This is a genomic window from Silanimonas sp. (assembly GCF_044377035.1).
In the GTDB taxonomy this organism is placed as follows: domain Bacteria; phylum Pseudomonadota; class Gammaproteobacteria; order Xanthomonadales; family Xanthomonadaceae; genus Silanimonas.
This window is the reverse complement of the sequence record NZ_JBILJW010000013.1, coordinates 1-19,699: the sequence shown is the minus strand read 5'-3', so window position 1 is coordinate 19,699 and position 19,699 is coordinate 1. Positions and strand designations below refer to the sequence as shown.

General features: G+C 69.3%; 22 protein-coding genes and 1 tRNA gene. 10 read left to right on the top strand and 13 right to left on the bottom strand.

Annotation, left to right across the window (positions count from 1 at the left end; genetic code table 11):
* Positions 1 to 16: 16 nt before the first annotated feature.
* Both ACIQ6S_RS08790 and ACIQ6S_RS08785 read left to right on the top strand, forming a co-directional pair.
* Complete coding sequence (locus tag ACIQ6S_RS08790; protein WP_397608030.1) at positions 17 to 1,246, top strand: hypothetical protein; 1,230 nt, start codon at positions 17 to 19, stop codon at positions 1,244 to 1,246.
* A complete protein-coding gene (locus tag ACIQ6S_RS08785) occupies positions 1,246 to 2,169 on the top strand; it encodes a class I SAM-dependent methyltransferase (protein ID WP_397608029.1) in 924 nt (307 codons plus the stop codon). The genes ACIQ6S_RS08790 and ACIQ6S_RS08785 overlap by 1 nt, the downstream gene beginning before the upstream one ends.
* A gap of 33 nt (positions 2,170 to 2,202) precedes the next feature.
* Here the strand turns inward: ACIQ6S_RS08785 and ACIQ6S_RS08780 are convergent, their stop codons facing one another.
* From ACIQ6S_RS08780 to ACIQ6S_RS08765, 4 genes are all read right to left on the bottom strand, one after another.
* Entirely contained in the window at positions 2,203 to 3,714 is a 1,512-nt protein-coding gene (locus tag ACIQ6S_RS08780) for a M20/M25/M40 family metallo-hydrolase (RefSeq protein WP_397608028.1), read from the bottom strand.
* A 71-nt stretch (positions 3,715 to 3,785) separates the two neighbouring features.
* Complete coding sequence (gene mscL / locus ACIQ6S_RS08775; RefSeq protein ID WP_297867506.1) at positions 3,786 to 4,199, bottom strand: large-conductance mechanosensitive channel protein MscL; 414 nt, start codon at positions 4,197 to 4,199, stop codon at positions 3,786 to 3,788.
* A 72-nt stretch (positions 4,200 to 4,271) separates the two neighbouring features.
* Positions 4,272 to 4,964, bottom strand: a complete 693-nt coding sequence (locus ACIQ6S_RS08770) for a fumarylacetoacetate hydrolase family protein (protein WP_397608027.1) — start codon at positions 4,962 to 4,964, stop codon at positions 4,272 to 4,274.
* Positions 4,961 to 5,218, bottom strand: coding sequence for a hypothetical protein (locus ACIQ6S_RS08765; protein ID WP_397572322.1), 258 nt, complete (start codon positions 5,216 to 5,218; stop codon positions 4,961 to 4,963). Before ACIQ6S_RS08765 ends, ACIQ6S_RS08770 begins: the two co-directional genes overlap by 4 nt.
* A gap of 45 nt (positions 5,219 to 5,263) precedes the next feature.
* Here ACIQ6S_RS08765 and ACIQ6S_RS08760 point away from each other — a divergent pair, with 45 nt between their 5' ends.
* On the top strand, positions 5,264 to 5,614 hold the full coding sequence (locus tag ACIQ6S_RS08760; protein WP_397608026.1) for a Rieske (2Fe-2S) protein: 351 nt from the start codon (positions 5,264 to 5,266) through the stop codon (positions 5,612 to 5,614).
* On the opposite strand, the gene ACIQ6S_RS08755 is transcribed toward ACIQ6S_RS08760, so the two are convergent.
* The 5 genes from ACIQ6S_RS08755 to thiS form a co-directional block, all read right to left on the bottom strand.
* Positions 5,568 to 6,074: a hypothetical protein gene (locus ACIQ6S_RS08755; RefSeq protein WP_397608025.1), complete on the bottom strand. Its 507-nt coding sequence runs from the start codon at positions 6,072 to 6,074 to the stop codon at positions 5,568 to 5,570. The two genes, ACIQ6S_RS08760 and ACIQ6S_RS08755, sit on opposite strands and share 47 nt — an antisense overlap.
* Before the next feature lie 72 nt (positions 6,075 to 6,146).
* Complete coding sequence (locus tag ACIQ6S_RS08750) at positions 6,147 to 8,000, bottom strand: SLC13 family permease (RefSeq protein ID WP_397608024.1); 1,854 nt, start codon at positions 7,998 to 8,000, stop codon at positions 6,147 to 6,149.
* A gap of 12 nt (positions 8,001 to 8,012) precedes the next feature.
* Entirely contained in the window at positions 8,013 to 8,729 is a 717-nt protein-coding gene (gene trmB, locus ACIQ6S_RS08745) for a tRNA (guanosine(46)-N7)-methyltransferase TrmB (RefSeq protein ID WP_397608023.1), read from the bottom strand.
* A gap of 2 nt (positions 8,730 to 8,731) precedes the next feature.
* Positions 8,732 to 9,541, bottom strand: coding sequence for a thiazole synthase (locus ACIQ6S_RS08740; protein WP_397608022.1), 810 nt, complete (start codon positions 9,539 to 9,541; stop codon positions 8,732 to 8,734).
* A gap of 17 nt (positions 9,542 to 9,558) precedes the next feature.
* Complete coding sequence (gene thiS / locus ACIQ6S_RS08735) at positions 9,559 to 9,759, bottom strand: sulfur carrier protein ThiS (protein WP_397608021.1); 201 nt, start codon at positions 9,757 to 9,759, stop codon at positions 9,559 to 9,561.
* Between the two features lie 53 nt (positions 9,760 to 9,812).
* Between thiS and ACIQ6S_RS08730 the strand changes: the two genes are divergently transcribed.
* From ACIQ6S_RS08730 to ACIQ6S_RS08710, 5 genes are all read left to right on the top strand, one after another.
* Positions 9,813 to 9,886 (top strand) — tRNA-Gly (locus ACIQ6S_RS08730).
* Between the two features lie 20 nt (positions 9,887 to 9,906).
* Positions 9,907 to 10,383, top strand: coding sequence for an ATP-dependent zinc protease (locus tag ACIQ6S_RS08725; protein WP_397608020.1), 477 nt, complete (start codon positions 9,907 to 9,909; stop codon positions 10,381 to 10,383).
* Positions 10,352 to 11,269: a 30S ribosomal protein S6--L-glutamate ligase gene (rimK, locus tag ACIQ6S_RS08720; RefSeq protein WP_397608019.1), complete on the top strand. Its 918-nt coding sequence runs from the start codon at positions 10,352 to 10,354 to the stop codon at positions 11,267 to 11,269. Before ACIQ6S_RS08725 ends, rimK begins: the two co-directional genes overlap by 32 nt.
* Positions 11,270 to 11,531: 262 nt before the next feature.
* On the top strand, positions 11,532 to 12,218 hold the full coding sequence (locus ACIQ6S_RS08715; protein ID WP_397608018.1) for a response regulator transcription factor: 687 nt from the start codon (positions 11,532 to 11,534) through the stop codon (positions 12,216 to 12,218).
* A gap of 10 nt (positions 12,219 to 12,228) precedes the next feature.
* The gene (locus ACIQ6S_RS08710; protein WP_397608017.1) at positions 12,229 to 13,521 is read left to right on the top strand and encodes a sensor histidine kinase; all 1,293 of its coding nucleotides are present in this window, start codon (positions 12,229 to 12,231) and stop codon (positions 13,519 to 13,521) included.
* 39 nt (positions 13,522 to 13,560) lie between these two features.
* Here the strand turns inward: ACIQ6S_RS08710 and ACIQ6S_RS08705 are convergent, their stop codons facing one another.
* From ACIQ6S_RS08705 to metF, 3 genes are all read right to left on the bottom strand, one after another.
* Positions 13,561 to 14,478, bottom strand: a complete 918-nt coding sequence (locus ACIQ6S_RS08705) for a branched-chain amino acid transaminase (protein WP_397608016.1) — start codon at positions 14,476 to 14,478, stop codon at positions 13,561 to 13,563.
* Between the two features lie 96 nt (positions 14,479 to 14,574).
* On the bottom strand, positions 14,575 to 15,138 hold the full coding sequence (locus ACIQ6S_RS08700; protein ID WP_297875655.1) for a hypothetical protein: 564 nt from the start codon (positions 15,136 to 15,138) through the stop codon (positions 14,575 to 14,577).
* Between the two features lie 12 nt (positions 15,139 to 15,150).
* Complete coding sequence (metF, locus tag ACIQ6S_RS08695) at positions 15,151 to 15,972, bottom strand: methylenetetrahydrofolate reductase [NAD(P)H] (RefSeq protein ID WP_297867521.1); 822 nt, start codon at positions 15,970 to 15,972, stop codon at positions 15,151 to 15,153.
* Between the two features lie 163 nt (positions 15,973 to 16,135).
* Between metF and ACIQ6S_RS08690 the strand changes: the two genes are divergently transcribed.
* Positions 16,136 to 17,251: a diguanylate cyclase domain-containing protein gene (locus ACIQ6S_RS08690; RefSeq protein WP_397608015.1), complete on the top strand. Its 1,116-nt coding sequence runs from the start codon at positions 16,136 to 16,138 to the stop codon at positions 17,249 to 17,251.
* Positions 17,252 to 17,602: 351 nt separating this feature from the next.
* Positions 17,603 to 19,021 carry a DUF2252 domain-containing protein gene (locus ACIQ6S_RS08685; RefSeq protein WP_397608014.1) on the top strand — a complete coding sequence of 473 codons (1,419 nt, stop codon included), beginning with the start codon at positions 17,603 to 17,605 and terminating at the stop codon, positions 19,019 to 19,021.
* Between the two features lie 146 nt (positions 19,022 to 19,167).
* On the opposite strand, the gene ACIQ6S_RS08680 is transcribed toward ACIQ6S_RS08685, so the two are convergent.
* On the bottom strand, positions 19,168 to 19,699 hold a 532-nt coding region (locus ACIQ6S_RS08680), incomplete at its 5' end, for an adenosylhomocysteinase (RefSeq protein ID WP_397608013.1).

Sequence of the window (19,699 nt, the reverse complement as noted above, 5' to 3'; positions counted from 1 at the left end):
CCTTGGCCCCGCACCCATGACCGCCCTGATCCGCCTCGTCCTGCTGTGCCTGCTGCTCGCGTCGTCCCTCCACGCCGCCGAGCGCACGCGTTACGACATCGACTACCGGGTGGCCTTCGTGCCGGCGCAGGGCGTGGCCGATGTCGCGATGACGCACACGCCGGGCAGCGGCCGCGCCACCCACCTCGAAGTGCGCTTCGACCCGTCGCGCTACTCGCAGGTGCGCGCGCAGGGCGGCACCCTGAGGAACACCGGCGACCGCTGGACCTGGGTGCCCGATCCGCGCCGTGCCTCGACGCTGCGCTGGCGCTACAAGGTGGACCACCAGCGCCGCGGCGGGGGCCATGACGCCCGCATGACGCGCGACTGGGTCATCGTCCGCGGCGACGACCTCGTCCCCTCGATTTCGGTGCGAACCACGGCCGGTTCCGATTCCTCGGCGCGTCTGTTCTTCGACCTGCCTCCGGGCTGGACCAATGTCGACACGCCCTTCGTGCACACGCGCGACCGCAAGGGCTTCGTGGTCGTGAATGCGGAGCGCCGCTTCGACCGTCCGGTGGGCTGGATGATCGCCGGCTCCGTTGGCACGCGACGCGAGTTCATCGACGGCATGGAGGTGAGCATCGCCGGCCCGGTGGGCGACCCGGTGCGCCGCAACGACGCGCTGGCCTTCCTCAACCTCGTCGCGCCGGAGATGCGCGCTGCCTTCGGCGACCTGCCGTCGAAGATCCTGATCGTCAGCGCCGGCGATCCGATGTGGCGTGGCGGTCTTTCCGGCCCGCGTTCGCTCTACCTGCATGCCGACCGGCCGCTGATCAGCGAGAACGGGACGTCCACCCTCGTGCACGAACTGGTGCACCTCGTCACCCGCATCCGCGGCGTCGAGGGGGACGACTGGATCGCCGAAGGCAGCGCCGAGTTCTACTCGATCACCCTGCTCAATCGCGCGGGCCTCCTAAGCGACCAGCGCCGCGACCGCGCCTTCGAGTGGATGCAGAACCACGGCCGCAACGTCCGCACGCTGACCGGTGCGCGCAGCTGGGGCCCGCAGACCGCACGCGCCGTCGGCCTGTTCCGCGAGCTCGACCGCGAGATCCGCCGCGCTACGAACGACGACAAGTCACTCGACGATGTCATGCACCAGCTCGTCGACGTCCGCGAGGTGTCGCGCGAAGACCTCGCCGCCGCCGTCGAGGACGTGATGGGCCGTCCCTCGCGCGTGCTCGACACGCCGCTGCTGCGCTGATGCGCCTGCCGCGTTTCCTCTCCCGCCGCGCTGCGCGATCCCCGCTGCCGCGTCGGGTCGACGCCGGCGATGTCCGCGTGCCGGGGGAATGCTGGTCGCGCCGTGCCGACTTCCTCGCGCTGCGCGACGGCGTTGGCCATGAGCGCTTGAAAGCGCAGTGGCAGATGGGCGTGCAATTGCCGAACGCGCTGGGCGAGGAGGGCCTCTCGGGCCTGTGCCCGCTGTGCGCGGAACGGGTCGTCTTTGGTCGGCCCGGCGATGCCGCGAGCTTCGACGTGCGCGAAGGCCTGGCCTGTAGCCGCTGCTGCAACAACGCCCGCATGCGGCAGGCCCTGTCCTTGCTGCTGGATGGCCTGCCGCTCGCGACGGCGCGCGTCTATCTGACCGAGCAGGCGTCGCCGGGCTTCGTCTGGTTGCAGCAGCAGGTGCCGAACGCGCAGGGCAGCGAGTACGGCCTCGACGCGGCGCGACGGGCGAGGCTGCAGCGCTGGTTCAACGATCTTGGTGGGCAGGGCACGCTCAACGAGGCCGACATCACCGCCTTGCGCGATCCCGATGCCTCATTCGACGCCATCGGTTGTTTCGACGTGTTGGAGCACGTGCCCGACTACCGGGCCGCGTTGCGCGAGTTCGCGCGCGTGCTGGCCCCCGGCGGGCGACTGGTCCTCACCGTGCCTTTCCTCGAGACGGTGCAGCAGACCCTCGTGCGCGCAAGGCTGCGCGAGGACGGGAGCATCGAACACCTCGAGCCGGAGGAGATCCACGGCGATCCCGTCTCCGGCGGCGTGCTGTGCTTCTACCACTTCGGTTGGGACCTGCTCGACGCGCTTCGCGAGGCGGGCTTCCGGCGGGCGGAATGGATCCGCAGCTTCGCGCCGGAGTACGGCCTGTTCGGGCTCTGGGCCCTGAGGGCCGAGCGCTAGGCCATCACGCCGCGCCCGGCCCTGCCGGCGCGTTCAGCGCGCGGCGCCATCCCGTCGCGGGTCCGCCGCCGGCGGCGTCGCCGGCTTCTGCGCTTCGCCGAGATCCACCGAGGTTTCGGCCGCGAGGTAGGCGAAGGCCGCATAGGCCGCGACCTGCTGGTCCAGCGCCTTCGGGTCGATCTTGTCGAGGGTGTCGTCCGGCGTGTGGTGGTAGTCGAAGTAATCCGTGCCGTCCTGTGCCAGCTGCCCCCACGGCACGCCGAGCATCACCAGCGGCCCGACGTCGGGGCCCGGGCCGCCCACGCCGTATTCGGTGGCGATGCCGAGCGGTGCCAGCACGCGGCCGATCGCGTCGATCACTGGCTTCGCTTCCGGCGAGGTGCTCGAACGCAGCGCATAGATGCGTCCGGCGCCGAAGTCGCTTTCCGCCGCAATCTGGTAACGGGGCCAGTTGGCACCGACCTGCTTCGCGTGTTCGCGCGCGCCGAGCAGGCCATTCTCTTCCGCAGCCCAAGCGATGACGCGCACGCTGCGACGCGGCGCTTCCGGCAGCGCGGCGATCGCGGCGCCCGCCGCCATGGTGATCGCTACGCCAGCGCCGTCGTCGAGCGCGCCCGTGCCCTGGTCCCAGGAATCGAGGTGCCCGCCGATGACGACGAACTCCTCGGGCGTCTCGCGGCCGGTGATGTCACCGATGACGTTCCAGCTCTGGCCGATGCCCGCCGTGACAGCGGCGAGGTCGAGGCGCACGCGCACGGTTTCGCCGCGCGCGATCAGGCGGCTGATCTGGTCGGCGTCCGGGCTCGACAGCGCGGCGGCCGGAATCTTCGGCGCGTCCTCCGCGTAGCGCATCTGCCCGGTGTGGGCGAAGCGCTGCGAGCTGGTGCCGATGGAGCGGATCAGCAGCGCGGAGGCGCCCTTGCGCGCGGCGATCGACGCGCCCCCGCTGCGTGCGCCCACCGCCGGCCCGTAGCCGGAGCCGTCGCGAGCGCGGCCCATGCGGTAGGCGACGAAGGCGATCTTGCCCTCGAGGCTGCCGTCCGGCGCGGACTGCAGCGCGGCCAGGTCCGGGAAGGCCACGACCTCGGCTTCGAGCGGCGCACCGTTCGTGCCCACCGAGCCGCCGAGCGTGGTCACTTCGAGCGGCTGCGCATGCGCGCCGACGATCGCGCCGGATTCGTGCCCGCGCAGCCAGTAGGGGAAGCTCACCGGCTGGCGCCACACCTTGTCGAAGCCCAGCGCCTTCATCTTCGCTTCCGCCCAGGCGACGCCGCGGTGGTCGGCCTCGGTGCCGGCGAGGCGCGGGCCGATCGTGGTGGTGAGCTCATCGACGATGTCGAAGGCCGGGCTGCCGCCCAGCGCCGCATCGCGCAGCGTCTCCGCGGTGCGCAGGTCGTCGGCGTCGAGGCCGGTCGCGCCGTCGGCCTGCTGCGCGGCCACGGTGCCGGCGAGCGCCAGCGACAGCGCGAAGGCCAAAGGCAGCAGTGCGGCGCGCGGCGGGGGCGACGGGGACAGCGTGCGGCGGGCAAGCAGGGACTGGCGCATGGGCACTCCGGAAAAGGCGACGCCGGCACGGGGCCGGCGTCGAGGGTCGATCGGGCGAATCGATTCTGCCGTCAACGCGACTTCAGCGCATCGCGGATTTCGGTCAGCAGCTTCACTTCGTCGCTCGGCCCGGCGGGTTCCGGGGCCGGCGCCGGGGCGCGCAGGCGGTTGATTGCCTTGACCACCATGAAGATCGCAAAGGCGACGATGGTGAACTGCACGACCGAATTGATGAAAAGGCCGTAGTTGATGGCCACTTCCTTGATTTCCGGCGCCGTGGCGGTCGCCGCGATCGGCTCCACGAGCACCCACTTGAGTGCGGAGAAATCGACGCCGCCGATCAGCCAGCCGATGGGCGGCATGATCACGTCGCTGACGAGGCTGGAGACGATCTTGCCGAACGCGCCGCCGATCACGACGCCGACCGCGAGGTCGACGACGTTGCCGCGCATCGCGAATTCCTTGAACTCGGACACCATGCCCATGACGAATGCTCCGCAGGAGTGAAGGTGGGGCTGCCGGGGCAGCGGCTTGATGCTACGTCGGGGGGCGGCGGGTCAAACGATTTCGCCGCCCAGGTCCGCGATGCCTTCGAGCACCGCGCGATAGCGGTCGCCGGGCTGCAGCGCGGCCACGCCGGCCGGCGTGCCCATGAAGACGAGGTCGCCCGCGCGCAGGCGGAACAGCGTCGAGAGGTGCACCAGCACATCGTCCACGCCAAAGATCATCTCGCCCAGCGTCGAGGCCTGCCGGCGTTCGCCGTTGATCTCGAGCCACAGGGCGGTGTCCGGCGCGGGATGGCCGATGTCGTCGACGTGGCGTAGCGCCGAGACAGGCGCCGAGGCGTCGAAACCCTTCGAGACATCCCAGGGCAGGCGCTTGTCCTTGGCGATGGCCTGCAGGTCGCGGCGCGTGAGGTCGAGCCCCACGCCGTAGCCGCAGACGAGGCCGAGGCCTTCGCCGGGTGCCAACGGGCCATGGGCGTCGCGGCCCAGGGCCACCACCATTTCGACCTCGTGGTGCAGGTCGCGGGTGCCGGACGGGAAGGGCAGGCGCGGGTGCAGGTGCACCGCGTCGGCGGGCTTCATGAAGATCACCGGGGTGCCGCGCTCGACCGGGGCGCCCATTTCCTTGGCGTGGTCGGCGAAGTTGCGACCGACGCAGTAGATCCGGTGGACGGGGAAGTCCTGGTCGCGCCCGGCGAAGGGGACGCGCGGCACCGGCGGCGCCGGGAACAGGTCGGCCCTCATCGGGCCTGCGGCACGGCGCGCGGGGCGACCACGCGGTACTCGGCTTCGAGCACGTCGCCCGGCACCTTGGCCTTGCGGGCGCGCATCAGGCGCTGGGCGCCACGGAAGGCCAGCATGCCGAGGCCGACGAAGACGCCGCCCACCAGCAGGACCAGAAGGAAGGCCACGCCCAACAGGGCGAAGCCGATGCGCAGCAGCGGGTTGCGCGGGCGCGTGGGACGGAGGCGGTGCAGACGAGCGAAAATTCCGGGCATGTCCGAAATGCGACACTGGGCGGGGCGCCGAGTATGGAGGCAGGGATGGGGCAGGACGTAAGCGAAGCGTTAATCGAGGCGGCCGCGGTGCCGGAGGACGTGCTGGTCTCACTCGATCTCGAGATCGGCGACGAGCGCTTCGCTGTGTTGGCCCTTCGCCGTGGCGAGGCGCTGCAGGTCTGGCACAACGTCTGCCCGCATGCCGGCCGGCGGCTCGACTACGCGCCAGGGAAATTCCTGATGCACGGCGGACGGCTGGTCTGTGCCGCCCACGGGGCCCAGTTCTCGCTGGATGACGGAGCCTGCGTCGATGGCCCGGGACGCGGCGGGCGACTGGCCCCGCTTGAGGTCAGTCGTTCCGCGAATGGCTGGGCGGTGCGTCAGGCGGCGTCATGAAGGCCTCCAGCCGGCTGTGCTGGGCCAGCCAGATCAATCCGCCGTAGAGCAGGGCGCAGACACTGAGGAACACCAGGGCCGGCACCACGTTGCCGAGCAGGGTGTCCATCGCTTCTTCCAGTTCCACCGGGATCAGCCCGGACACCAGCATGGCCACGACGCCGACGCTGGCGGCCAGGGAGATGCCCATGCCAGCCCAGCGATAGCGATGGCGCGTGGTTTCGCGCAGCAGCGAGCGGCTGAGCAGGGCGAGGACGATGAACGGCGCCAGCAGGGCGGCCTCCATCAGCATCAGCTTCAGCCCATAGATCGCGGCATGAGGGCCCAATGTCGGGCCGGCGATGAGGTGGCGCAGGTCGTCCCCGGCGTTCGCCAGAAGCAGCACGCTGGCTGCGGCGGCGCCACCGCCTAGGAGCAGCACTTCGGCACGTCGCAATCGATCGCTGAGCTTGCGCACCACGGCCGCCCTCCGGCCTGACGACTTCACGTCGGTTTCACAACCCTACCATGGAGTTCGCCCGCGTCGTTATCTTCAGGAGAGCACGGGGATGAGCAGGTTCACCGCCCCGACCGTGATCAGCAGGTAGGCCAGCATCAGGGGCAGGCCGGTGCGCAGGTAGTCGCGGGCCGTGTAGCCGGCGGGGCCGGCCACCATCGCCAGCACCGGGTTGGACGCGGAAAGGAAGTTGTTCGAGGCCGACAAGGCGGCGATGAGGGCGAAGGCGGCCGGGTTGCCGTTGGCGGCGAGCGCCAGGTTGATGGCCATCGGCACCATGATCACGGTGGCGCCGACATTGCCCACGACCAAGCCGAACAGCGCCGTCAGCAGGCCCAGCGCGAGCTCCAGCGCCCAAACCGGCGTGTCGTCACCCAGCCGCGCCAGCGTGTGCTGCGCGATCCAGTTCGCCGCGCCGGTCGAATCCATCGCCCAGCCCAGTGGGATCAGGCAGGCCATCAGGAAGACGGTCTTCCAGCTGATGGCCTGGTAGGCCTCGTCCATGTCGAGCACGCCGGTCACCAGCAGCGCGGCTGCGCCCGCCATCAGCGCGAGAGGCACCGGCACCAGGGTGCTGAAGGCGAAGAGCATCGTGGTGACGAAGATGCCCACGGCCCACCACAGCTTGTGCGGCCGCTGCTCGGCCTTGGGGTAGTCGGTGACGACGATGAAGTCCCGCGACTCCGCGGCCTGGGCCAGGTCGGTCCAGACGCTGTGGAACACCAGCAGGTCGCCGGCCCGCAGCGGGATGCGGCGGATGTCCTCCCGCCACACCTGGTTTTCGCGGTTGATGGCCAACAGGCTGATGCCTGCGCGCTTGCGCAGCCGAAGTTCCTCGGGGCGGCGGCCCACGAAGGTCGAGGTCGGCGGGATCACCGCCTCGGAGATGCCCGCGCGCGACGGATTGAACAGGTCAGCGAAATGCCGGAGGCGGGGCGACACGCGCAGCAGGTTCTTCTGCGCGTAGTCGTGGATGGCCTGCTTGTCGCCCATCACCCCGATGACGCTGCCCACCCAAAGGCGTTCGTCGGCGGGCGGGGCGAGGCGGGTCTCGTTGCCGGTGACCAGGGCGAGGAACAGCGGCGCGTCGCGCTGCTGTTCGGCATCGCCCACCGACATGCCCACCAGCGGGCTGTCGGCGGTGAGCGTCAGCTCGTACAACTCGCCGGCGATGCCGTAGGTCTGCGCGAAATAGCTGTCGGTACGTGCAGGCGCCACGCCCTTCAGTGCGTCATCCGGCAGCCAGCGCTTCGCGCCGAAGTGCCAGTACGCGAGGGCCGTTGCCACCAGCAGCAGGCCGATCGGCAAGGGCGCGAACATCGGCAGCGGGTCGAGTGCGGCGACGCCCGGCGGCAAGTTGCGGTTGGCGGACGCCAGAAGGTCGTTGAGCAGGATCAGCGGCGAGCTGCCGACCATCGTCAGCGTGCCGCCCATGATCACCGCCGCCGCGATCGGCAGCAGCATCCGCGACAGCGCGATGCCGGTGCGCCCGGAGAGCCGCGACGCCACCGGCAGCATCAGCGCGGTCACGGCGGGGTTCTGCATGAAAGCCGAGAGCAGGGCCGCGAAGCCCGAACCCAGCAGCAACAGGCGGGATTCCATCCCTTTCGACCAGCGCAAGAGGTTGACCGCCACGCGATTCAGCACGCCCGTCCGGTCGAGGCCCGCGCCGAGCACCATCGTGGCCATCAGGCTGATCACCGCATTGCCCGAGAACCCGTCGAACAGGCGGCTCGCCGGCACGATGCCGAAGAGACCGAGGGCCACCAGCACCACGAGGGCCGTCGCGTCGGCGCGGATGCGCTCGAGCATGAACATGGCCATGGTGAATCCGACCAAGCCCAGCACGACGACCATGTCGGTGCTCAGGGCGAGGGCGGTGTTCTCCATGCGTCGTCGCTCTCAGCCGATGCGCTCGAAGAGCAGGTCCCAGACGCCATGGCCGAGCTTCAGGCCGCGGGTCTCGAAGTGCGTCTGCCGCCGCCATTGCGGCCGCTCGATCGTGCCGCCGACGCCCGCGCGGTTGCGCAGCGCCGGTTCCGCCCCGCACACCTCGAGCATCTGGCGGGCGTAGTCCTCCCAGTCGGTCGCCAGGTGCAGCAGGCCGCCGGGCTTCAACTTGCGGGCCAGCAGCGCCACGAACTCCGGCTGCACGAGGCGGCGCTTGTGATGGCGCTTCTTGTGCCAAGGGTCGGGGAAGTAGATGCGCAACTCGTCGACGCTGGCGTCGGCGACCTCGTGATGCAGCACTTCCACGGCGTCGTGGCAGTAGGCCTTGAGGTTGGTGACGCCGAGCTCCGCCGCGCCCTGCAGCAGCCGGCCGACACCCGGCGCGTGCACTTCGAGGCCGACGAGGTTCTTCTCCGGCTCGTTCTGCGCGGCGAACAGCAGCTGCTCGCCGTTGCCGAAACCGATCTCCAGCACCAGCGGCGCCGAGCGGCCGAAGGCGGCGTCGAAATCGCGCACCGCGCTGGCGTAGTCGAGGCCGAAGCGCGGCCACTGGTCCTCCAGCGCGCGCTCCTGGCCCTGCGTGAGCCGGCCTTGGCGCAGCACGAAGCTGCGCACCTGGCGCTGCCCCGGCACTTCGGTGAACGGCTTCTTGAGCGTCTTCGGCTCCACGATCAGAAGAACAGGCCGTCGGTGGGCGAGGAGGCCGAGGCGTAGCGCTTGCGCGGGATGCGGCCGGCGAGGAAAGCCTCGCGGCCCGCTTCGACGGCCTTGCGCATCGCCGAGGCCATCAGCACCGGATCCTTCGCGCCGGCGATGGCGGTATTCATCAGCACGCCGTCGCAACCCAGCTCCATCGCCACGGCTGCATCCGAAGCTGTGCCCACGCCGGCATCGACGAGGATCGGTACCTTCGCGTTGTCGACGATCTCGAGCAGGCTCCACTTGTTCTGGATGCCGAGGCCCGAGCCGATCGGCGCGGCGAGCGGCATCACGGCGACGCAGCCGATCTCTTCGAGGCACTTCGCCTGGATCGGATCGTCCGTGCAATAGACCATCACGTCGAAGCCGTCGGCGACGAGGATTTCGGCGGCCTTCAGCGTCTCCGGCATGTGCGGGTAGAGCGTCTTCGGGTCGCCCAGCACCTCGAGCTTGACGAGCTTGTGGCCGTCGAGCAGCTCGCGCGCGAGGCGGCAGGTGCGCACCGCGTCGTCGGCGCTGTAGCAACCGGCGGTGTTCGGCAGGATGGTGTAGCGGTCCGGCGGCAGCGCGTCGAGCAAGTTCGGCTCGTTGGCGTTCTGGCCGATGTTCGTGCGGCGGATGGCCACGGTGACGATCTCCGCGCCGGCGGCCTCGGTGGCGCGGCGGGTTTCGTCGAGGTCGGCGAACTTGCCCGTGCCGGTGAGCAGGCGCGAGCGGTAGGTCTTGCCGGCGATGACCAACGGGTCGTCGCGGCGGGCGGCGTGCGGGGCGGGGGTCGTCATCACGCCATTATGGCGCGTCAACCGCCGCCGAGGGCGTGCACGATCTCGATGCGGTCGCCGTCGTTGAGCCGGTGTTCGGCGTGGCGACCGCGAGGGACGATGGCGCTGTTCACTTCCACCGCGATGCGGCGGCCGGCCAGACCGGCCTGCTCAAGCAGTGCGGCCAGCGTGAGGGCCGCTTCGACGGTGCGGGATTCGCCGTTGAGATGGATCTGCATCGATGGGCCTGCGTTGCAGTACGAGCACGGCGGTGCCCATAATCGGCACCGTCGCGGGTGTCGTCTAATGGTAAGACAACAGCTTCCCAAGCTGTGAACGTGGGTTCGATTCCCATCACCCGCTCCACCTCGCCCCCGAACCTGACCATGCCCGATCCTGCGACCTCCGTGGTGCTCGGCTGGCGCGAATGGCTCGCCCTTCCCGATCTCGGTATCCGTGCGATCCGCGCGAAGGTGGACACCGGGGCGCGAAGCTCGGCCCTGCATGTCGATGCCCTCGAGACGGCCTTCCGCGGCGATGTCGAATGGGTGCGCTTCCACCTCGGCAGCGATGGCGTGTTCGATTCGGCCCTCGACGGCGAATGGGCTGAAGCGCCCGTGCTCGATCGCCGGATGGTCACCGACTCCGGTGGCCACCGCACCGAACGCATCTTCATCCGCACCACGCTGCACCTCGCGGGCGAGGCGTGGCCGATCGAAATCAACCTGTCGCAGCGGCGGAACATGCTGTTCCCAATGCTGCTCGGCCGTACCGCGATGGCGGGACGCTTCCTCGTCGACCCGCAGCGCTCCTTCGTCCTGGGTGAACCCGATGCCAACCAAGATCGCCCTCCTGTCGCGTAATCCCGCGCTGTACTCCACGCAGCGGCTGGTGGAAGCCGCCCGCGAGCGCGGCTGCACGGTGCGCGTGCTCGACCCCCTGCGCTGCGCCCTGCGCGTGGCGCCCGGCGCCTTCGAGGTGCGCTACAAGGGCGCCGTGCTTCCGAAGTTCGACGCGGTCATTCCGCGCATCGGCCATTCGGTCACGTTCCATGGCACGGCCGTGCTGCGCCAGTTCGAACTGATGGGCGTCGCCACGCCGAGCAGCGCCGACGCCATCCTCCGGGCCCGCGACAAGCTCCGCTGCCACCAGACCCTCGCTGCCGTGGGCATCGACCTGCCGGTGACGGCCTTCGGCGACAGTCCCGACGACACGTCGGCGCTGCTCGACATGGTCGGCCCGGCGCCGCACGTGGTGAAGCTCAATGAAGGCACGCAGGGCAGCGGCGTGGTGCTGGCGCAGAACGAGTCGGCGTCGCGCAGCGTCATCGAAGCCTTCCGCGGCCTCTACGCGAGCTTCCTTGTGCAGGAGTTCATCGGCGAGGCGAAGGGCGCCGACCTGCGCTGCTTCGTGGTGGGCAATCGGGTGGTGGCCGCCATGCAGCGCCACGCCGCCCCGGGGGACTTCCGGGCCAACCTGCACCGCGGCGGCAAGGCGGACCTAGTGCGCCTCACTGAGGCGGAGGAAACCGTCGCCGTGAAGGCCGCCCAGCACCTTGGACTGGGCGTAGCGGGCGTCGATCTGCTGCGATCACGCCGCGGACCGTTGCTATTGGAGGTTAACTCGTCTCCAGGGCTGGAAGGGATCGAGGCGGCCTCCGGGGTCGATATCGGCGGGGCCATACTCGACCATGTGCTGTCGCTGGTGCCGATGAGAACGAACCGGCGGCGAGCAGTTCGAAAAACTTAACCCTTCGTGGTCGTTGGATTAACGGACACTTAACCTTGCCGGGCCTAGGCTTGTCGGTGACCGTCACTCCCGTCAGCGCTCAGGCGCCTGAGGCGGATTACGGTAATCGGGGCAGTAGCTTGTTTGGCCCGTGCCGGCACATGACCTGTGTCGGCCGGGCCTTTCTTTTTGCCTGCAACTTGGTCCCTACTGTCGCCAAACTCAGCCGTTCTTCAGTCAACTGCTGATATTCCTCCGTAGTCATCCGTCGTAGGACATTCCCGTGCGCATCCTTGTCATCGAAGACAACCGCGACATCGCCTCGAACCTTGGCGATTACCTTGAGGATCGCGGCCACACCGTCGACTTCGCCGCTGACGGCGTCACCGGTCTGCATCTCGCCGTGGTCAACGACTTCGACGCGCTGGTGCTCGATCTGAATCTGCCGGGCATGGACGGCCTCGAGCTCTGCCGCCGTCTCCGCCAGGACGCGCGCAAGCAGACGCCGGTGCTGATGCTCACCGCGCGCGACTCGCTCGACCACAAGCTCACCGGTTTCGACGCCGGCGCCGACGACTACCTCGTCAAGCCCTTCGCGTTGCAGGAAGTCGAAGCCCGCCTGCAGGTGCTCGCGCGCCGCGGCAAGGCCGCGCAGCCCCGTGTGCTGCACGTGGCCGACCTCGAATTCAACCTCGACACGCTCGAAGTGCGTCGTCAAGGCAAGCTTCTGCAGCTCAACCCGACGGCGCTAAAGATCCTGCAGTCGCTGATGGAGGCCTCGCCGGCCGTCGTGCCGCGCCAGGACCTCGAGACCCGCGTTTGGGGCGAGGAACTGCCGGACTCGGACTCGCTGCGCGTGCATATCCACGGCCTGCGCGCGGCCATCGACAAGCCGTTCGACAAGCCGCTGATCCAGACGCGCCACGGCATCGGCTATCGCATCGCCGACCCGGAAGCGGCGGCGGGCTGAGCCCTTGGCAATGCGCTACCGGCGCCGGCTCCGGAGCCGGCTGATCGTTTCCTTCGGCCTGCTCGGCTTCGCGCTGACGGCCACCTTCGCGCTCGCCACGCTCTACCTGCGCGAGCGCCTCGAGAACCAGCTGATCGGCGATTTCCTCACGCAGGAGGTCGCCGCCTTCGTGCAGTTCAAGCGCGACTACCCGCAGCCCGACGCGCAGTACCAGCTCTCGGACAACAAGATCGAGATCTACTACCGGCGCCCCGATGGCCCGAATACGCCGCCGGCCTGGCGCAACCTGCCGGACGGTGTGCACAGCCTCGTCGAGCCGACGCCACGAGGCGGCGAGCGCCACTACAAGCTGGCCGTGCAGCGCGACGGCGAGTTCGTCGCCTTCATGCGCTACAGCTACCAGCAGGAGGCCTTGAGCCAGCGCCAGCTCGCCTATGCCCTCATCGGCGCGGTGCTGGTGTTCTCCTTCCTCTCGCTGGTGCTCGGCCTGTGGTCGTCGCGCCGGGTGATGAAGCCGGTCTCGGAACTGGCGCGGCGCATCGGCGACCTGCGCGACAGCCGTGATCGCAAGCGCCTCGCCGAGCGCTTCGCCGATGACGAAGTGGGCCAGCTCGCCGCGGCCTTCGATGACTACGCCGACCGCCTGAGCCAATCGAACCGCCGCGATCGCGAATTCAACGCCGACGTCAGCCACGAGCTGCGCACGCCGCTGGCGGTGATCCGCGGCGCGGCGGAACTGCTCCTCGCCAAGCCCGAGCTCGACGAGAAGACGCGCACGCGCTTGCAGCGCATCGATCGCGCGGCGCAGCAGTGCACCGACCTCACGGTCGCCCTGCTGATGCTGTCGCGCAACGAGCGCGGCCGTGGCCACACCGACGTGCGCAAGCTCGCGGGCCAGCTCGCAGAAGCCAATCGGGCGCAGCTCACCGGCAAGCCGGTCGAGATCCGCGTGGAGGGATTGGAAGACGTTTACGTCGATGCGCCGGAAGCCGTGCTGGCGGTGGCCCTCGGCAACCTGGTCGGCAACGCCTGCAAGTACACGCAGCAGGGCGAAGTGCGGATCGAGGTGTCGGCGGAGCAGGTGCGGGTGTTCGACACCGGCCCGGGACTCTCCGCGGAAGATGCCGCCCGCCTGTTCGAACGCGGCTACCGCGGTAGCAGTGCGGGGGGCACCAGCGGCGGCGGCATCGGCCTGTCCATCGTCAGCCGCCTGTGCGACCTGTACGGCTGGGACGTGGGCGTCGCGCCGCGGCCCGAAGGCGGTGCGGTGGCGACTCTCGTCTACGGCCAGAGCGAAGGCTGAGTCCAGCGCGCCCGCGAGGGGCGCGCCGTGCCGCAGGGATCAGACGTACTCGAGCCAGCCGCGGGTGTCCTTGGTGCGGCCGTCGAACAGGCCGAAGAACAGGTCCTGGATGCGGCGCGTCACCGGGCCGGGCTTGCCGGTGCCGACCTGGCGGCCATCGACGCTGCGGATCGGCGTCACTTCGGCGGCCGTGCCGCACATGAAGAGCTCGTCGCAGAGGTACAGGTACTCGCGCGGGATGTCGCGCTCGACGACCTTCATGCCGGCGTCCTGCGCCAGCGTGATCAGCGTATTGCGGGTGATGCCGTTGAGCAGCGCCGCCGACACCGGCGTGGTGTGCAGTTCGCCGTTCATCACGAGGAAGAGGTTCTCGCCAGCGCCCTCGCTGAGCAGGCCCGTCGAAGCCAGGGCGATGCCTTCGCCGAAGCCGAGGCGGCGGGCTTCGCGTGCGATCAGCTGGCCCGACAGGTAGTTGCCGCCGGCCTTGGCGCCCGCGGGGATGGTGTTCGGCGCGAAGCGCTGCCACGAGGAAACGCAGGCGTCGATGCCCGCTTCGAGCACGTCGGCACCGAGATACGGGCCCATGTGCCATGCAGCGATCGCCATGTCGGTGGGCGTGTCGGCCGACAGGCCGAAGCCGCCGAGGCCGCGGTAGGCGATCGGGCGCAGATAGGCCTTCTCGAGGCCGTTCGCCTTGATGACGTCGCGGCAGGCTTGGGCCAGCGTCGGCACGTCGTAGGGCATCGGCATGTCGTAGATCTTCGCCGAGGCGTACAGGCGCTGCAGGTGCTCGGTGAGGCGGAAGATCGCCTGGCCGTTCGGCGTGGCGTAGCTGCGGATGCCTTCGAACACCGACGAGCCGTAGTGCAGGCCGTGCGCCATCACGTGGACGGTGGCTTCGGCCCAGGGCTTGATGGCGCCGTTCTGCCAGATGAAGGGCGGGTACTGCTGGCTCATCGCGGAGACCTCGGGAAACGGGAAAGTGGAGAGGGAACGAGTCGCATCGGGGCGAATCGGACCCACATTGTAGCGGGGGTGGCTCCGAGGCCCGGCTCAGTCGGCGAACCACCAGCAGCCCGCGGCGCGCACCAGCCGGAATTCCGCGGTTTCGCCGGTGCCAAGGCCGTCGGGCGAATGCACGATGCGCAGCCGGTCGGGCGGTGCTTCCGCCGCTTCCGCCGCGAGTTCGGCGTCGTCGCTGCCTTCGGCGCTGTGGGCGGTGCTGGCCTCGATGAAGCGCGAGGCCGCAATGGCTTCGAGGCGCGGCATCACCACGTTCGCGGCGGCGTCGGAGCGGCCTCGCCAGTCGTAGAGCGCGGCGAGCCGGTTGCCGTCGGCCGCGGCGAGCGCCTCTTCGACGGCGATGACCAGGGCCGCCGGGGTGCGCGCGCAGTCACGTGCCACCGGCGCATCGGCGGGCAGGGTGTCGGGGTTGGGCGGAGCCGTGCGCGCCGGGCGGGCGTCGAGCGCCTCGCAGGCGCGATCGGTGTAGACGGCGTTGCCCTCGGCGTCGACGCAGCGGTTCAACGCGCCGGGATCGGCCTGCGCCCGCGTGGGGTCGGGCCCGAGGGCGAGCAGCAGGAGGCTGGCGAGGAGCGGGGCGCGCGCGGCGGGCATGGCCCGTGAACGCTAGCGCAGGCGCTCCAGCACGGCCAGCGTCGGCTTTGCGAGGTTCAGCGTGTAGAAGTGCAGCTCGGGTGCGCCGCCGGCCAGCAGGCGACGGCAGAGCTCGGCCACCACGTCCGCGGCGTAGCTGCGCAGGCCTTCGACGTCGTCGCCGAAGGCGGCGAGGCGCTTGCCGAACCAGCGCGGGATCTCTGCGCCGCAGCCTTCGGAGAAGCGCTTGAGCTGCGTGTAGTTCGAGATCGGCATGATCCCCGGCAGGATCGGCTGGGTGACCCCGGCTGAGCGCGCAGCGTCGACGAAGCGGAAATAGGCGTCGGCGTTGTAGAAGTACTGGGTGATCGCGCTGTCGGCGCCGGCGGCCATCTTGCTGGCGAAGTGCTTGAGGTCGGCGAGCGCGTCGTCGGCCTGCGGGTGCACTTCCGGGTAGGCGCCCACTTCGATGTGGAAGGCCTCGCCGAATTCGGCGCGGATCAGGCGCACGAGATCTTCGGCATAGCGCAACTCGCCGAGCGACCCCATGCCCGAGGGCAGGTCGCCGCGCAGCGCGACGAGACGCGTGCAGCCCATGGCCTGGTAGCGCCGCAGCAGCTCGATGATCTCAGCGCGCGTGCCGCCGACGCAGGACAGGTGCGGGGCGGCGTCGAGGCCGTGGTGCTCGCGCAGGTGGCGGATCGTCTCGGGCGTGTAGCTCAGCGTCGAGCCGCCCGCGCCGAAGGTCACGGACACGAAACGCGGCGAGAACGCCTTGAGCTTCTCGACCGTTCGGTCGAGCTGAAGGCGCTGTTCGTCGGTCTTGGGCGGGAAGAATTCGAAGGAAACGGCCATCGGGCGGGCGGTCCTGGGCGGTGTTCGGGGTCGGCAAGAAGTGTATCTCTTTGTCGCGATGAAAGGATGTCTGGAAATTCCTGTGTCGGCGCGCCCTTGGTGCACGTCGTCTGGGGACGGGTGGCCGCAAAGGCCGGATAATTCCCCGATGAATCCCCCCCGCATGACCACGATCACCGCACTTCGGCGGGCGGCGACGCTCGCCTCGGCGCGCCAGCGCGTGGCCGACCTGCGCGAGCGCTCCCTCCTCGGGGGCGTGTTCTACGTGTTCTCGTGGACGCTGATCGTCCTGTACAGCGAAGCGCTCACCCTGCGGCTGCCCTGGGTGCTGGCGGGCGGGCTCGCCCTTGGCCTGCTGGGCGCGCTGCGCTTCCTGCCGAGTCCGACGCTGCCCGATACCGAGGCCGCCGACCGCGTGCAGCATCGCCTTTGGGCGCTGCTATTGAGCATGGCCGGCCTCTGGGGCGCCCTGTGCTGCTGGGCGTGGATCGACCCGGCCTTCGCCGCCTCAAGGATGATCACGGCGATCGGCGTGGTCTCGCTCGCGACCGCCTATTCGCAGCTGTACGCGGTGCGTCGCGCCCAGGCCTTCACGGGCGTCGCGCTGATGATGCTGCCCACCATGACGGCGATCGCCCTCGAGGGCGGGTACAACGGCCTGCTGCTGATGATGGCGGTGAACCTGCTCTTCCTCGTCGCCGTGATCGTCCGATCGAATCGCGAGTACGAAGCCAAACTCGACCTCGAGATCGAGCTGCGCACCGAGCGCGACCGCTACGTCCGCCTCAGTCGCGTCGATGCACTGAGCGGCCTCGCCAATCGCGGCCATTTTCAGACTGTCTTCGATGCCGCCACCGCCAGCCGCGAAGCCGGCGTGGTGCTGCTGGTGCTCGACGTCGACCGCTTCAAGCAGGTGAACGACCGTTTCGGCCACGTGGCCGGCGACCGCGTGATCATCGGCGTCGCCGAGGCACTGCGAGGCGCCGTGGAGGCCGTCCGCGGCATACCGGCGCGCTTGGGCGGCGAAGAATTCGGTGCGGTGCTGCGCGACATTGACGCCACGCAGGCGCTCGCCGTGGCGGAAGACCTGCGCCGCCGCATCAACGCCCTGCGCTTCTCGCTGCCCGACGGCAGCGATTTCAACGTGACCGCCAGCATCGGCATCGGCGCCCTCGACCCGAAGAAGCATCGCGACGGTGACGCGCTGTACCGCGAAGTGGATGCCGCGCTCTACAAGGCGAAGGCGGGCGGCCGGAACCGCGTCGTCGCGATCCAGTAAGCGCGGAGGCCGGAAAAAACGACGGCGCCCGAAGGCACCGTTGGGTGCTGCGAGTGCGCGCGGGCTCGCGGCCCGCGAGCCATCAGTAGCGGTCGTTCCAACGCCTCGAGCGCGTATTCGGCATCGACGTGAACACCTGCATTCACTACCACGGAGCGCCCAAGCCGGCGCTTGTGCGCCTGAAGCCTCCCCGGCAGACTGCCCGGAAAGCGCGTTTGAGCTTCCCATACCCCCACGCAGGTGACCAAGCAGGTGACGAAGCGGGCCACTGGTCGAGCAACCAAGCGAACGGCTGCAGCGGCCGTCGCCGAACCATCTCTGGCGGCCGCGCCCGAGCCTGCATCGACACCCGTGACCACGAACGGGCGCTCGGCCGGCACCTCGACACCCACGGTGCTGACCTCGTTCCACGACCACCTGCCGACGCCGGAGGAACGTCGCCTCAAGGGCAGGTCGATGCGCAAGGCGGTGTCGCGTTCGGCACACGGTGACTGGGCACCCCGCACCGATCGGGCCGACCCCGTCGACCTGCTCGTGCAGCAGTGCGCGAGCCGCGTGCCTGAACTGGTACCGCTGCGGTTCGGTCGGATGGCTGCCTCACCGTTTGCCTTCCTGCGCGGCTCAGCGCTGGTGATGGCGCACGATCTCGCCGCCGTGCCGCACACCTCGCTCGAGGTCCGCCTGTGTGGTGACGCCCACCTTCTGAACTTCGGCATCTTCGCCAGTCCCGAACGGCGTCTGATGTTCGACCTCAACGACTTCGACGAAACCTGGCCGGGCCCGTTCGAGTGGGACGTGAAGCGACTCGCGGCGAGCATCGTGGTGGCCGGACGGTTCAACGGTTTCGACCGGATCGCAAACCGTCGATCGGTGCTCAGGGCCGTCTCCGCCTATCGCGACGCGATGGAGCGCTATGCCGAGATGACGCACCTCGAGGTCTGGTACTCGCGCATCGACGTGCGGGAGCTGCTGGCCACCGGCCGAGCAGCAGCCATGCGGCGCAGCACCGAGCAGCACCTCGCGAAGGCCGAGATGAAGAACCACGTGAAGGCGCTCGCCAAGCTGACGAACGAAGTCGACGGTCGTTGGCGGATCGTCGACGACCCGCCCGTCGTGCAGCATGTTGGTGACTTGGTCGAGGTGCAGCGCCGACTCGAACTTTTGCTGCACGAGTACCGCGACACGCTCGCTGCCGATCGGCGTGCGCTGTTCGACCGCTACCGTTTCGTCGACTTCGCCCGCAAGGTCGTCGGTGTCGGCAGCGTGGGCACGCGCAGCTGGATGACCCTGTTCCAGGGGCCGAACGGCGGGCCGCTGTTCCTGCAGATCAAGGAGGCGAACCGCTCGGTGATCGAGCAGGCGCTTACTGGATCGGGAGCGCCCCCCGTCGTGCACCAGGGGCGCCGCGTGGTGGAGGGCCAGCGGATGCTGCAGGCCGCCAGCGACGTGATGCTCGGATGGGGCACCGACCAGACGTCGGGTCACCACTATTACCTGCGCCAGCTGTGGGATGCCAAGGGCTCGATCGACGTCACCGCCCTACGCCCCTCGGCGTTCGGCACCTACACGTCGTTCTGCGGTTGGGCGCTCGCACGAGCCCACGCACGCACTGGCGACTCGGTGACCATCCACGGCTACATCGGCGACTCCGAACGGTTCGCCGAGTCGATCGCCGACTTCGCCGAGGCCTACGCCGACCAGACCGAACGTGACCATTCGGCACTCGTTGCCGCGATCAAACGCGGTGCCGTCCCCGCAGCGGCGATCTGACCTGCTGGCCAGTACAGACCGGGTCAGTGCAACAGCACGCCCAGCGGCCTCACCGCGCGACGCAAGTTCAGTAGCCGGAAACGACGACGGCGCCCGAAGGCGCCGTCGCGTTGCGTCCGATGCAGGCCGGAGAAACCGGCGCGCGATCAGTAGCGGTAGTGCTCGGGCTTGTACGGGCCGTCCACATCGACGCCGAGGTACGCGGCCTGCTCGGGCGTCAGCGTGGTCAGCTTCACGCCGATCTTCTCGAGGTGCAGGCGGGCCACTTCCTCGTCCAGCTTCTTCGGAAGGATGTACACCTTCTTCTCGTAGCTGGCCTTGTTGGCCCACAGGTCGATCTGCGCGAGCGTCTGGTTCGAGAACGAGTTCGACATGACGAAGCTCGGGTGGCCGGTGGCGCAGCCGAGGTTCACCAGGCGGCCTTCAGCCAGCATGTAGATGGCGTTGCCCTTCTTGAACGTGTACTTGTCCACCTGCGGCTTGATGTTCAGGCGCACGGCGTCCGACGCGTTCAGCTTGTCGATCTGGATCTCGTTGTCGAAGTGGCCGATGTTGCAAACGATGGCCTGGTCCTTCATCTGCTGCATGTGCTCCAGCGTGATCACGTCCTTGTTGCCGGTCGTGGTCACGTAGATGTCGGCGCGGCCCAAGGTGGATTCGAGCGTGTTCACTTCGAAG

Coding starts and splice junctions, on each gene's coding strand:
- ACIQ6S_RS08790 (WP_397608030.1), top strand. CDS start 17: ATGACCGCCCTGATCCGCCTCGTCCTGCTGTGCCTGCTGCTCGCGTCG.
- ACIQ6S_RS08785 (WP_397608029.1), top strand. CDS start 1,246: ATGCGCCTGCCGCGTTTCCTCTCCCGCCGCGCTGCGCGATCCCCGCTG.
- ACIQ6S_RS08780 (WP_397608028.1), bottom strand. CDS start 3,714: ATGCGCCAGTCCCTGCTTGCCCGCCGCACGCTGTCCCCGTCGCCCCCG.
- mscL (WP_297867506.1), bottom strand. CDS start 4,199: ATGGGCATGGTGTCCGAGTTCAAGGAATTCGCGATGCGCGGCAACGTC.
- ACIQ6S_RS08770 (WP_397608027.1), bottom strand. CDS start 4,964: ATGAGGGCCGACCTGTTCCCGGCGCCGCCGGTGCCGCGCGTCCCCTTC.
- ACIQ6S_RS08765 (WP_397572322.1), bottom strand. CDS start 5,218: ATGCCCGGAATTTTCGCTCGTCTGCACCGCCTCCGTCCCACGCGCCCG.
- ACIQ6S_RS08760 (WP_397608026.1), top strand. CDS start 5,264: ATGGGGCAGGACGTAAGCGAAGCGTTAATCGAGGCGGCCGCGGTGCCG.
- ACIQ6S_RS08750 (WP_397608024.1), bottom strand. CDS start 8,000: ATGGAGAACACCGCCCTCGCCCTGAGCACCGACATGGTCGTCGTGCTG.
- ACIQ6S_RS08740 (WP_397608022.1), bottom strand. CDS start 9,541: ATGACGACCCCCGCCCCGCACGCCGCCCGCCGCGACGACCCGTTGGTC.
- thiS (WP_397608021.1), bottom strand. CDS start 9,759: ATGCAGATCCATCTCAACGGCGAATCCCGCACCGTCGAAGCGGCCCTC.
- ACIQ6S_RS08725 (WP_397608020.1), top strand. CDS start 9,907: ATGCCCGATCCTGCGACCTCCGTGGTGCTCGGCTGGCGCGAATGGCTC.
- rimK (WP_397608019.1), top strand. CDS start 10,352: ATGCCAACCAAGATCGCCCTCCTGTCGCGTAATCCCGCGCTGTACTCC.
- ACIQ6S_RS08710 (WP_397608017.1), top strand. CDS start 12,229: ATGCGCTACCGGCGCCGGCTCCGGAGCCGGCTGATCGTTTCCTTCGGC.
- ACIQ6S_RS08705 (WP_397608016.1), bottom strand. CDS start 14,478: ATGAGCCAGCAGTACCCGCCCTTCATCTGGCAGAACGGCGCCATCAAG.
- ACIQ6S_RS08700 (WP_297875655.1), bottom strand. CDS start 15,138: ATGCCCGCCGCGCGCGCCCCGCTCCTCGCCAGCCTCCTGCTGCTCGCC.
- metF (WP_297867521.1), bottom strand. CDS start 15,972: ATGGCCGTTTCCTTCGAATTCTTCCCGCCCAAGACCGACGAACAGCGC.
- ACIQ6S_RS08690 (WP_397608015.1), top strand. CDS start 16,136: ATGACCACGATCACCGCACTTCGGCGGGCGGCGACGCTCGCCTCGGCG.